This window comes from Psychrobacter sp. 78a-MNA-CIBAN-0178, from assembly GCF_040309625.1.
Lineage (GTDB): Bacteria > Pseudomonadota > Gammaproteobacteria > Pseudomonadales > Moraxellaceae > Psychrobacter > Psychrobacter okhotskensis.
Genome location: NZ_JBEOOZ010000001.1, coordinates 241,144 through 253,433 on the forward strand (window position 1 = coordinate 241,144; position 12,290 = coordinate 253,433).

Below are 12,290 nucleotides of genomic sequence, written 5' to 3' on the forward strand. Positions count from 1 at the left end.
TAACTTGTTTAGTCTTAACCTTCTACATAACGCACCGCTTCATCAAGTGAAACACTGACTAAAGTCGAAATACCTGCGTTTGGCATGGTAATACCTTTTAGCTCATCAGCAATCTGCATCGTCAGCTTATTATGGCTGATAAAAATAAACTGCAAATCGTCTGCCAACTCATGAATCAGACTGGTAAAGCGAGCAACGTTGGCATCATCAAGTGGCGCATCAACTTCATCAAGTACACAAAACGGCGCTGGATGCTGCTTAAATATCGCAAAAATTAAGCTTAGCGCAGTCAAAGTTTTCTCACCGCCTGAGAGTACGGCCAAGCGACTATTACGCTTGCCCTTTGGTTGCGCCATCAAGGTTAACCCTGCCCGCCACTGTTCTGACTTTAGTGCATTAGCAGGCATGTCGTCAGTATTTAACGTTAGGCTGGCCTGTCCACCGCCAAAGACTTTGGCAAACAAATTGGCAAGCTCGTTATTGACCGCATCAAGCGTCTGCATAAATAGCGTTTTGGTGGTCTCATCAATAGAGGCAATCGCTTCCGTCAGCGTCTGCATACTCGCAGCAATATCGGCTGTTTGCTGCGCAAGTGGCTCTAAACGCTCATTAACTTCCGCAAGCTCTGCCACTGCGGCAAGATTGACTGCGCCTATTTTGCTTAGTTGCTGTTCAAGCTTATTACGCTCAGATTCTAATTCTGCGATTTTATCTGGGCGTACACGGCGATCATGGGCGATAAAATCTGCTAATAAGTTTGTTACGCTCATTACTTGTTGCTTATGCTGTGGCTGCTGCGACATCTCCGATTGCGCTTGATATTTATGGCTAACTTTATCATAAGCATCTAGCGCTTCTTGGGTATGGCTGCTAGCATCCTCTAGCCGTGCCATGCTTAGAGCCAAATCGGTGGCAAGACGTGCAAGCTCACTTTGTTGTGTTTGCAGAGTATTTTGCAGCGTATCTAGCTCGACCTGCTGCTGACTATACTCTTGTTTAAGCACGTTCAATGCGGTTTCGCGTGTCGTTAATACTACTTGCTGCTCATCGCGTGCTGTCTGTGCAATTTGTAACGCTTCTTGCAAGGCTGGCAGTTTACTTTGCTGCTGCTCATGACGCGCTTTTAGACTTTGTTCGCTTTGTAGCGATTTATCATGTTGCGCAGTTGCCCGCGCAAGACTACTCACGCTATGCTCTAAACGCATCTCGCTTTGTTGAATACGAAGCTGCAATGCTTGCCAAGCGTCATCATCCACCTGACGTGTGCGGGCGAGCTCACTACGCTCGGACTGCAATTGCTGACTTAATGCACGCGCATCGGAGATTTGTGGCGTCAATGCCGCTATATCGCTTTCAATATGTTGCTGCTCATCGTTAAGCGCTTGCTGTTCTTGCTCAAGCTCTTGTTGCTCTTGCTCAAGGGCTTCTTTGTCAGCATTTAGACGCTGGCTGTCTGCTTGTAGACGTTCAGCGTTGGCGCGCTGAGTGGTAAGCTGCTGCTGATATTGATGCTTATCACGGGTCAATTGCTCCGCTTGCGCACGAGTTTCTTCTAAGCTGATCGTTAACGCATCGTAGTTGCGCTGGTTATTAGCGATGGTCTTTTGTTGATCTTGTATTTTGCCTTCAAATTCATCAAGCAACGCTTCTAACGCTTGCAAACGACTACGCTGCTGTAAGCGCTGGCTTAAAAATTGACTATTGCTCTCATTTTGACCATTTTGCGCGCCAGCAAACTTGCTTAGATTCATCGTACCCTGACGACTGATAAGCCAACCGTCAGAGGTTAGCAGAATTGCTGATGATGGTAATATTTTCAGAATATCAGCGAGCGCGTCAAGAGTCTGATTATTAGTGACCTCAGATTGTGCGACATATAAATAACATTGCTGCCAAAGCGCTAAGTTAGGTGCAGTAATCAGCTGTGATAAAGGCAGTATTGTATCAGTCAAACCGTCAGGCAATTCGCTAACAATTGGCTTTGCGTTTACATCACTTTGCTTAGCAGATAGCCACAGGCTATGACCATTTTCTATTGAAAAATTGTCCTGTTTATTAATCTGTTCGTTTTGCGCATTCTGATAAGTGAACAAATCCGTTAAGTCATGCTCAAGCGCTTGCCATAAGCTATTTGTTTGCTCAGAGTCATCACTCGCGTTATCAACGCTTGGTTGATTGGCTTGCTTAGGAATCAGCACATGACTATTCAACCATAATGCCAATACGCTATCGAGTAACTCGGCATGCTGTTGCCCTTTTGCGCTGAGTTCAATCTGCTCACGTAAGGTAGTAATTGCCAATTCGTTATACTCGCTGGCTATTTCGCCCTCTAAATCACTTTTAGCATTAGCAGTCTTTGTATTAACGAGCGGTTGCGATTTTGGTAGTGGTTTAGGATGCAATATCTGATGTAGAGTATCGTACTCACCTGCCAAAACTGCGTGACGTTTTTCATCCTCGCTCAACTCGCGTTGCTGCATGTTCAAGCGTTGTTGTAAATCATGGGCTTGCGGTTGTAGTTCAGACAGTCGTTCATCAACGCTATCTTGTTGACGCTCAATCTGCTGCAACTGCTTATTCAGCTCAGTCACTTGCATCTCTAATGGGCGCTGCAAATTGTTCGCATCAGCCTGCTCTTGCCCATCACCATCAGCCCTGTCAGCATTGGCAGCTGGTGCTAGTGACTGTTGTAGTTGCTGCCATAGTTTCTGCCAGTTTTGCTGGCGACGCTGCCATTTCTCATGATTTTGCTGATGACGTTTTTGCGCTTGGCTATTAATCGCTTGCTGCTGCTCAAGCGTACGCGCATTATCTTGCCGGCGTGACAGCTTGTTTTGCGCGTCATGCCATGCGCGCTGTAATGGTTGCTCATTGCGTTTATACGTGTCACGTTTATTTGTCAGTTCAATTAGCTGCGGACGCAATTCTTCTAGCACGTTTTGCTGCGTAGCTTGCTCAGCTTTTAAACGCTCAATCTCATCGACTGCTTGCTCACGCTGCTGCTCTAAACTGACTAGTTGCTGTTCAATAACGGTTAGCTGCGACTTTGCATCACTTAGCTGGTGCTCAGCTTGTTGATAGCTTAGCTGCTGCTGATAATGGCTGCTTTGGGCATCGTCTTTTAGCCACTGTTCTTGATTGATATGGGCAGCAAGCTTATCTTGTTTGGCTTTTAAAGTCTCATAGCTGGCTTGTAATGTGGCGACCTCACTAGCGCTACGCTCATGAGATATTTTTTGCTGCTGCTGATTATGCTTGGCCTGATACAGTTGCTGAATGGCAAGTTTCTGCTTGATATCAGCAAGTGTTAACGCTAGCTCTTCGTAACGCTGAGCGCTTTCTGCTTGCTTAGATAACCGTTTTTGTTGGCTAATCAGCTCGCTTTGCATATCATGCAGACGTGCTAAATTATCTTTAGTTTTCTCTAGCTTTTTTTGCGTTTCTTCGCGGCGCGCTTGATAACGCGAAACCCCTGCCGCCTCTTCGATAAACTCTCGCAGCTGCATGGGGCTAGATTCAACAATTCGCCCAATCATACCTTGTTCGATAACCGCATAACTGCGCGCGCCAAGCCCAGTTCCCAAGAACACATCAACTACATCACGGCGACGGCAGCGCGTGCCATTAATAAAGTAGTCTGAGCGTCCCTCTTTATTTACCTGTCGGCGGACTGACAGCTCTTGATATAAATTAAACTCATGGCGAATACCCGTCTGCTCGTCTTGCGTATGCTCAAAAGTCAGCTCGACACTGGCAACACTTTTGGCGGATTTATCTTGCGTTCCTGCAAAGATAACATCACTCATTGCCCCGCCACGTAACTGCTTGGCGGAAGTTTCGCCTAGCACCCAGCGAATGGCATCGATGACGTTGGATTTGCCACAGCCGTTTGGCCCGACAATGGCGGTGATGCCATGACGGAAGGTAAAAGTTGTTGGATTGGCAAAGGATTTAAAGCCTGCCAATTTTAAAGATTTTAAACGCATGAATAATCAATAAACTTAGCGAAAACAGGCGGCTATTCTACCTGAAATTGTGACGAGTTTTTAGAGTTTGTGAGGAATGCTATAATATGGCTGAAAATCTATATAATTCATCTAAACACTAAAAATTAAGAGCATTAATATGACTGATTATAATCCGCAAGAATTACAACAAAAATATGAAGAATGGTGTGAGCTACATCGTAAACAGCTTGAGGCGCAACAGCAGTTCTTAAAAGCTGAAACATTGCAAAACGAATTAAAAGATTACTATCTAAATCCGCAATGGATGACAGATCGTGAAGCGGATCTGCCAATTGAACATTCAGGTAAAGAGCACTCTATCTTTAGTGAAGATGCGCTATGGAGTATGCTCAGCGACCATGATGAGTTAGCAAGAAAGTGGATGCGTTTGGGGCTAGATGCGATTGATAAGAAGTAACTTAAATCACCCCAATCCCACTTAACAATAACTGACCACCAGCAAATAATAACAATATGCCAAAGGCACGCTTAAGCGTCAGCGCAGGTAATACATGGGCAAGCTTGGCACCGACTTTTGCCATAGCGAAGCTAACGACTGAAATACATAAAAACCCTGTGATATGGACAAAGCCTATCGTACCTTCAGGTAGGTTGACCACATCTTGACCGAACCATGCAAATCCTGCTGCGCCAGCCAATGCAATTGGCAGGCCACAAGCCGCTGAAGTGCCCACCGCTTGCTTCATCGGTAGTCCCGCCCAATTTAAAAACGGTACGGTCAAACTGCCACCACCAATCCCAAAAATAGACGATGCCATACCAATACCTGCTCCTGCGCCAAACTGTACACTAGCAGGCGGTAACGGCTTACCTAACTGCTCTTTGTTAGAGAAGAACAACATCTTTAAAGCGACCAATAACGCGCCGACACCGATGATAGCTTGCAATACCTTACCGTCAATCATGTCAGCAACCCCTGCACCAACGAGGCTGCCTATGACCAAACCTAATGCCATTTTTCGCCACACTTCCCAGCGTACACCGCCGCGCTTATTATGCGCCGTGAGTGAGCTAATAGAAGTCACTACGATGGTCGCAAGTGAGGTACCAACTGCCAAATGGGTCACCACTTCAGGAGGAAAATGATACGCAGTAAAAATCCATACCAATGCTGGCACGATAATCATGCCGCCACCGACGCCAAATAAACCTGCGCTGACCCCAGCAAACGCCCCTGCAATGACAAACCACACATACAACATCATAGTACTACCTTTTATAATGGTTATTTTTAGATGATAATAACCAGCGCCTGCGCGTCATTAGCATCTAAGTCGTGACAATTCTGCCGATGGCTGTCATTCTTAACAATGGCCTTAGTATATCAAATGCTATCTTAAAGACTCTATCAAACAGTATATGAACTACAGCGACTAAATTTATGCCGTTATCTATATCTATGCCGTCACCAGCCAATCCTTTCGTTCATTTAGCTGAGCTTACGCATCGTCATGTGCTCAGCAGCGCCTCTACCAATAGTGAGCTGATAGACGCTGTGCAAGATGGCACGCTGGATGCTACTAAGTTGCAGCTACTAACAGCTGAAACCCAGAGTGCAGGACGCGGACAGCGAGGTCGCTCATGGCAATCACCGCGCGGTAATGTCTATCTGTCGTTATACCACCCAGTACACATGCCCATTAGCGGTTTGTTATCGTTAATCATCGGCGTTGAGCTGGCAAAAACGCCTGTTATCCAAACATTGAATGAGAAATTACGCGCGCAAGGTTTAACCCCTATCGGCGTAAAATGGGCCAATGATCTGGGCTTTTATCAAAATTCTTCTGAATCAGATAAAGCTGAACCAGACACGCAAATTATTCAATTCAATAAGCTTGCTGGTATTTTAATTGAACCAGTTTGGAAGGCAGGAAAATTGGTTGGTGTGGTCATGGGCGTTGGACTTAATGTACAGGCTGCGCCAAAGCTAACCGCGCAGACTTGCGAAGGTATGAGCTATCAAGCCATTAGCTTACAAGATATTTATGGAATACTAGCGTCAGATAACGCGAACAGTCTACCAACCTTACAGACGCTTTATCAGCAAATTAGTGAAGCGTTACTGGCGGCTATGACACGCTTTGAGCATTTTGATATCGAAAGGCCCACTGGGCATACCTATTATCTGGATAGCTTTTTGCAAGAGTTTGCGACGATGGATGCATTGGCGGGTCTGCGATTACGTGTCAGCCAAGACCATGATGATAAAGCGCATGTCATCACTGGTGACGCCTGCAGTATTGATACAAACGGCTGTTTGCAATTGCGTGAAGATAACGGTAAGATTTCTGCGCTTTTTACCGGTCGTATTGATGTGATTTGTGAGGCTTAAATCACATACTTAACGAGCACCATATAAAGGGATTTTTATGCTCTGGTTAGATCTTGGTAATACCCGTCTAAAATACTGGCTCACCGATGATATCGGGCAAATAGTCGCGCACGATGCCAAACAACACTTGCAAGCGCCTGCCGAATTACTCATGGGTCTGACCGATCGTTTTGAGCGTTATGCGCCCGACTTTATCGGTATCTCGTCGGTACTGGGTGACGAGCTCAACGTAAAAGTATCAGAGACTTTGAGTCGTCTAGATATTCCGTTTGAGTTTGTCCATGTTGATGCTGAACACCCATTGATGCGTAGCGCCTACAATGACGAGCAGCTCGGCTGCGATCGTTGGCTACAGATGCTGGGCGCAGTTGATAAGAAAAAGCGCCAGTGCGTGATTGGTTGCGGTACAGCGGTGACGATTGATTTGATTGATCACGCGGAGCATTTAGGCGGTTATATTTTCCCCAGTATTTACCTGCAACGTGAATCACTATTTTCAGGCACCAAGCAAATTACCATCTCTAATGGTACTTTTGATAGCGTCAGTCAGGGAGTTACCACGCAAGATGCGGTCCATCGTGGGATATTATTGTCCATCGTTGGGGCGATCAATGAGATTAGCCATCGTCATCCCAACTTTGAGCTCATCATGACTGGTGGTGATGCTCATATCATCGCGCAACATGTCAATCGCCCAGTGCGCCTGCGCGATGATTTATTGTTAAATGGTCTGGCACGTTATTTTGATCATAGTAAACAGATATAGTGTTTTGAGCGTTTGTATAAATAAAAAAAGCAGTACGTTTTAAGCGTACTGCTTTTTTTGGTTTAAATACGTCTAACTTCTCTATTACTACCTATGGCACTGTAAAAATGATAGGTAAGCTAAAACTTGCCCTTACGGCTTTTCCTTTAACCATGACTGGTTTCATTCTGCCGCTTCTTACCTGTCGAATAGCATTCTCATCCAAGCATTGATTACCGCTGCTTTTTTTGACTTGTACTCTAGTAATTTTGCCTTGTTTATCAACCGATCCATCTAACAAGAGAGTGAGCTTATCGCCGGTACTCACAGTGTTTATACAATGAGATTCGATTCTCAAAATAGGTCTTACTACCCAATTTGCATTGCTAATAGAAATTTGAGTAACGGGTTCAAAATTAGACAAATCAACCAACTCTGCCTGTGCAGGCATCGTACTTACTGACAGCGTAAATAATGTAAATAAGGTGACTAACAGGCCATAAGCACTGATAGATTTTATACTGGTTAGAAAGTGAAAAACTGTATCGTTAGAAGCTATGTGATTAACAGCTAACTTAATATTTAATTTACGAGTCATTATAAAAGTCTTTTATCCAAATCATTAAAAAGTGCCACGCTATGAGACATATAACGTAGCACATTTTTAGATCTTAGAGCAGAAAAATTCGATAAAAGTTAACTTTTAATTCGCCATTAAACTTTACTTAGTCTCGTTAAACAACTCACGACCAACCAGCATACGGCGAATCTCGCTGGTACCTGCACCGATTTCATAGAGTTTGGCATCACGCCAGAAACGACCTAGCGGATACTCATTGGTATAGCCATTACCGCCAAAGATTTGAATGCCTTCACCTGCCATCCAAGTGGCTTTTTCGGCACACCATAAAATCACACTGGCGCAATCTTTACGCACTTCTCGACTATGACCAGCACCGCGTTGATCTAACATGTCGAGATTTTTACCAACGGTGTATAAGAAGCTACGCCCCGCCTGCAAGATGGTATACATGTCCGCGACTTTACCTTGGATAAGCTGAAACTCACCAATCGCTTGACCAAATTGCTTGCGATCATGGATATAAGGAACGACATTATCCATCACTGCCTGCATGATTCCGATAGGACCAGCTGCTAATACCGCGCGCTCGTAATCTAGACCACTCATCAGTACCTTAACGCCTTCGTTGAGGCCGCCTAAAATATTCTCTTTAGGGACTTCAACATTGTTAAAGGTCATCTCACCTGTATGGCTACCGCGCATGCCTAATTTGTCTAGCTTTTGCGCGGTACCAAAACCTTCCATGCCTTTTTCAACGATAAATGCCGTCATGCCTTTCGCACCCATTTCTGGATTGGTCTTAGCATAAACCACCATTACGTCCGCATCAGGACCATTGGTAATCCACATTTTGCTGCCGTTTAAAATGTAGCCACCGTCTTTTTCTTCGGCTTTTAGCTTCATGCTGACCACATCTGAGCCAGCGCCCGTTTCACTCATCGCTAGCGCACCAATGAATTCACCGCTAATGAGTTTCGGCAGATATTTTTGCTTTTGTTCCTCTGAACCATTGCGTTTAATTTGGTTGATACACAGATTAGAGTGCGCACCGTAGCTCAGCGCCACGGACGCAGAAGCGCGGCTAATCTCTTCCATTGCGACCATATGAGCGACGTAGCCCATATCAGAACCGCCGTACTCTTCAGGAACAGTGATACCATGCAAACCTAAGTCACCCATCTTTTGCCACAAATCCATTGGGAATTCATCGCTGCTGTCAATCTCAGCCGCACGCGGGGCAATTTCTTTCGCTGCAAACTGCTGTACCACATCACGTAACGCGTCGATATCTTCGCCAAGCTGAAAATTCAATCCAGGTAAACTCATAACTATTCCTTGTATTTTGATGTTTTAAATATTAAATATTAATTCGTCTTTAAAGCCATTATATTTTTAGCGCATTTAATTAGGACTGACGCTTATTGATCAACGCACGGGCCACGCTTGACCCATTGCGGCGACCTAGAAACTCACTGATACGCTCGCCAGCTACGACCAGTCTATCCAAGTCAATACCAGTACTGATACCCATGCCATGCAGCATATAGACAACGTCTTCGGTAGCGACATTACCCGTTGCGCCTTTGGCATATGGACAACCGCCAAGCCCAGCCACTGAGGTATCGAATTCGCTGACGCCCATCTGTAGTGCGGCTAAGGTATTACTGACTGCTTGACCATAAGTATCATGGAAATGGCCTGATAGCATAGCGATGTCGGCATATTCTAAAGCGGCTTGTAGCGCGCGCTGTACTTTCAGCGGCGTACCTACCCCAATCGTATCGGCAATACCAATCTGTTCTGAACCAATCTCAACCAAACGCTTAGTCACATAAGCCACTTGGCTAGGGTCAATCTCGCCTTCATAAGGGCAACCGACCGTGCAAGAGATAACACCGCGCACTTTGATGCCCTGCTCTTTTGCGGCAGCGGCAACGGGTGCAAAACGTTCAATACTTTCATCAATACTGCAATTGATGTTTTTTTGACTAAAGGTTTCACTGGCTGAGCCAAAAATTACTATTTCATCAGGACGATGTACAATGGCATTTTCAAAACCGCGCATATTTGGCACGAGTACCGAATACATAACGTCATCATGCCTATTATCTGCAAGCGCGGTCATTAGCTCACTGTTGTCGCCCATTTGCGGCACCCATTTTGGCGAGACAAAGCTGGTCGCCTCAAGCTTCTTGACGCCTGCTGCGATTAAATCGTTGATAAGCGTTTGCTTAACCGCCGTCGGTACCGTCATGGCTTCGTTTTGTAGGCCATCACGTGGGCTGACATCCACGATGGTGACATGGTCTGGATACGAATGGCTCATGGTTATTATCCTTTTATTGTTCTTATACTTCAGTTCTTAAGCTTCGCTAGCTTCTGTGTCGATGCGCAGTAACTCATCACCATCAGCAACCGAGTCACCCGCCGCAAATAACAATTCTGCCACCACGCCGTCAGTTGGTGCGGTAATGGTATGTTCAATTTTCATCGCTTCAATAACGGCAAGTGGCTCGCCTTTTTTCACGCTATCGCCGACAGCCACTTTGAAGGCAACGACCTGCCCTGGCATTGGTGACTTCAAACTACCGACCGCTGCAGACTCTTCGCCCACATGTGCCATAATATCAATCAGCGTAATCTCGTCCCGACCGCTATCTGTGAACACATAAACGGTCTCATTATGTACCCAACTTTGAGCACTAATACGTGCGCCTTCTAGCCATAAAGTATGATTGTGTGCGTCACTGCTGGCGTAGCTGACTTCACCTTCATAAACACTCTCTGTCTGAGCGGCCACATTGACATTATCTTGAGTGTCGTTACTCGCGATCTCTTTTTCAATGGCCAACGTAAAGCTGCTGAGAGTATCGCTACCCTTTTTGCTGTCAGCATCATTCGCATTGTGCCAATTACTAATACGGGCGCTATAAGCTTGTTCATCATAAACCAAGCTAAACGATCTTGTGTAATCGCTATAAGCACGGAAACCAGTAGGTTTACTAAATGGATCTGCATCTGCGTCTTGTACAATCCCTTCACTCGCAAGCTGCTGAGTAATGGCAGTCACAGCAAGCGTCGATAACTCAAGCGGATGCTGGTTAAACAGCTCGTCTGCCTCACGCTCTATCAATGCGGTATCGAGGTTGGCTTTACTAAACGACTCAGTATTGAGAATGTAGCGCAAAAATGCCACGTTAGTTGGCAAGCCAACGATGCGCGTTTGTCCCAATGCGCGATCAAGTTTCGCCAATGCTTGCTCGCGAGTGGGCGCATGAACGATAAGCTTGGCAATCATAGAGTCGTAGAACGGGCTAATGACATCACCCTCGCGTACCCCATCATCGATACGCACGCCTGCGCTGTCGTTATTAATAACAAAGGTGCTGTGCTCAGGCTTTCGATAGGTAAATAAAGTACCTGTCGCAGGTAAAAAACCATTGTCAGGGTTTTCAGCACAGATACGCGCTTCAATCGCATGACCATTAATCGCCAGCTCATCTTGCTGCTTAGGTAATGGCTGACCGGCGGCGACCAAGAGTTGCCACTCGACCAAATCGACACCCGTAATGGCTTCACTAACCGGATGCTCAACTTGCAGACGGGTATTCATTTCCATGAAATAAAAATTCATAGAGCCTTCGCGCTGCTCAACGATAAATTCAACCGTGCCTGCACCGAAATAATTGACCGCACGCGCCGCTTCAATAGCTGCTGTGCCCATCGCCTCACGCATTGTAGCGTCAACACCTGGAGCTGGCGCTTCCTCTAATACCTTTTGATGGCGGCGTTGTACCGAGCAATCACGCTCAAACAGATGCACATAGTTGCCATGCGTATCACCAAATACTTGAATTTCGATATGGCGTGGCTTTAGCGCGTACTTTTCAATCAATACTTGGTCATTGCCAAAACTGGTAATGGCTTCGCGGCGACAGGAGTCTAATAGACCAATAAAATCGCTACTTTTTTCCACGATACGCATGCCTTTACCGCCACCACCCGCACTGGCTTTAATCAGTACTGGATAGCCAATGCTGTCCGCTTGCTGTTTTAAAAACTCGGCATCTTGATTGTCACCATGATAACCTGGTATCAGTGGCACGCCAGCCGCTTCCATCAAACGCTTGGACTCAGACTTGCCGCCCATCGCGCGAATCGCATCAGCGGATGGACCAATAAAGACCAGTCCTGCATCCTGACAGGCTTGCGCAAAATCCGCATTTTCACTTAAAAACCCATAACCTGGGTGAATTGCTTCTGCACCAGTCTGTTTAGCAATCGCAATGATAGCATCGCCTTTAAGATAGCTGTCTTTGGGAGACGATCCGCCCAAATAAACCGCTTCGTCACAGACAGCGACATGCTTAGCTTCACGGTCAGCATCAGAATAAACAGCGACGGTGTTTACACCCAGACGCTTGGCAGTTGCTGCAACACGGCAGGCAATTTCACCACGGTTGGCGATTAGAATTTTAGAAAACATAACTATCCCTGTGTCTTGTCGTTTTTATCGTTTTTAACATTCGTTTGTGACATTAATAAATAATGATAAATAATAAAATATAGGTTGATGTTCACGTGTGACTGTTTTAAAAAAAA

General features: G+C 45.7%; 9 protein-coding genes. 3 read left to right on the forward strand and 6 right to left on the reverse strand.

Going from position 1 to position 12,290, the window contains the following annotated elements:
• Window positions 1-14: 14 nt before the first annotated feature.
• The gene (locus AAEY80_RS01085) at window positions 15-3,986 is read right to left on the reverse strand and encodes an AAA family ATPase (protein ID WP_350587764.1); all 3,972 of its coding nucleotides are present in this window, start codon (window positions 3,984-3,986) and stop codon (window positions 15-17) included.
• A gap of 139 nt (window positions 3,987-4,125) precedes the next feature.
• Here AAEY80_RS01085 and AAEY80_RS01090 point away from each other — a divergent pair, with 139 nt between their 5' ends.
• Window positions 4,126-4,425 carry a DUF4298 domain-containing protein gene (locus tag AAEY80_RS01090; RefSeq protein ID WP_025651643.1) on the forward strand — a complete coding sequence of 100 codons (300 nt, stop codon included), beginning with the start codon at window positions 4,126-4,128 and terminating at the stop codon, window positions 4,423-4,425.
• A 1-nt stretch (window position 4,426) separates the two neighbouring features.
• Here the strand turns inward: AAEY80_RS01090 and AAEY80_RS01095 are convergent, their stop codons facing one another.
• Window positions 4,427-5,230, reverse strand: coding sequence for a sulfite exporter TauE/SafE family protein (locus AAEY80_RS01095; protein WP_025651644.1), 804 nt, complete (start codon window positions 5,228-5,230; stop codon window positions 4,427-4,429).
• A 179-nt stretch (window positions 5,231-5,409) separates the two neighbouring features.
• On the opposite strand from AAEY80_RS01095, the gene AAEY80_RS01100 reads away from it, so the two are divergent.
• Both AAEY80_RS01100 and AAEY80_RS01105 read left to right on the forward strand, forming a co-directional pair.
• Window positions 5,410-6,360, forward strand: coding sequence for a biotin--[acetyl-CoA-carboxylase] ligase (locus AAEY80_RS01100; protein WP_025651646.1), 951 nt, complete (start codon window positions 5,410-5,412; stop codon window positions 6,358-6,360).
• A 37-nt stretch (window positions 6,361-6,397) separates the two neighbouring features.
• Window positions 6,398-7,126 (forward strand): pantothenate kinase, encoded by a 729-nt coding sequence (locus AAEY80_RS01105; protein ID WP_350587765.1) that lies wholly within the window; start codon window positions 6,398-6,400, stop codon window positions 7,124-7,126.
• 91 nt (window positions 7,127-7,217) lie between these two features.
• On the opposite strand, the gene AAEY80_RS01110 is transcribed toward AAEY80_RS01105, so the two are convergent.
• The 4 genes from AAEY80_RS01110 to AAEY80_RS01125 form a co-directional block, all read right to left on the reverse strand.
• Window positions 7,218-7,703 carry an energy transducer TonB gene (locus AAEY80_RS01110; RefSeq protein ID WP_201565812.1) on the reverse strand — a complete coding sequence of 162 codons (486 nt, stop codon included), beginning with the start codon at window positions 7,701-7,703 and terminating at the stop codon, window positions 7,218-7,220.
• Window positions 7,704-7,826: 123 nt separating this feature from the next.
• Window positions 7,827-9,014, reverse strand: coding sequence for an isovaleryl-CoA dehydrogenase (locus AAEY80_RS01115; protein ID WP_025651649.1), 1,188 nt, complete (start codon window positions 9,012-9,014; stop codon window positions 7,827-7,829).
• Between the two features lie 79 nt (window positions 9,015-9,093).
• Window positions 9,094-10,014, reverse strand: a complete 921-nt coding sequence (locus tag AAEY80_RS01120; protein WP_101211776.1) for a hydroxymethylglutaryl-CoA lyase — start codon at window positions 10,012-10,014, stop codon at window positions 9,094-9,096.
• Between the two features lie 36 nt (window positions 10,015-10,050).
• Entirely contained in the window at window positions 10,051-12,174 is a 2,124-nt protein-coding gene (locus tag AAEY80_RS01125; RefSeq protein WP_350587766.1) for an acetyl/propionyl/methylcrotonyl-CoA carboxylase subunit alpha, read from the reverse strand.
• Window positions 12,175-12,290 lie beyond the last annotated feature (116 nt).

What these genes read in the sequence shown, in the direction of transcription:
- AAEY80_RS01120 (WP_101211776.1), bottom strand. Translation starts at nt 10,014, where the DNA reads ATGAGCCATTCGTATCCAGACCATGTCACCATCGTGGATGTCAGCCCA.
- AAEY80_RS01095 (WP_025651644.1), bottom strand. Translation starts at nt 5,230, where the DNA reads ATGTTGTATGTGTGGTTTGTCATTGCAGGGGCGTTTGCTGGGGTCAGC.
- AAEY80_RS01115 (WP_025651649.1), bottom strand. Translation starts at nt 9,014, where the DNA reads ATGAGTTTACCTGGATTGAATTTTCAGCTTGGCGAAGATATCGACGCG.
- AAEY80_RS01110 (WP_201565812.1), bottom strand. Translation starts at nt 7,703, where the DNA reads ATGACTCGTAAATTAAATATTAAGTTAGCTGTTAATCACATAGCTTCT.
- AAEY80_RS01125 (WP_350587766.1), bottom strand. Translation starts at nt 12,174, where the DNA reads ATGTTTTCTAAAATTCTAATCGCCAACCGTGGTGAAATTGCCTGCCGT.
- AAEY80_RS01085 (WP_350587764.1), bottom strand. Translation starts at nt 3,986, where the DNA reads ATGCGTTTAAAATCTTTAAAATTGGCAGGCTTTAAATCCTTTGCCAAT.
- AAEY80_RS01100 (WP_025651646.1), top strand. Translation starts at nt 5,410, where the DNA reads ATGCCGTTATCTATATCTATGCCGTCACCAGCCAATCCTTTCGTTCAT.
- AAEY80_RS01105 (WP_350587765.1), top strand. Translation starts at nt 6,398, where the DNA reads ATGCTCTGGTTAGATCTTGGTAATACCCGTCTAAAATACTGGCTCACC.
- AAEY80_RS01090 (WP_025651643.1), top strand. Translation starts at nt 4,126, where the DNA reads ATGACTGATTATAATCCGCAAGAATTACAACAAAAATATGAAGAATGG.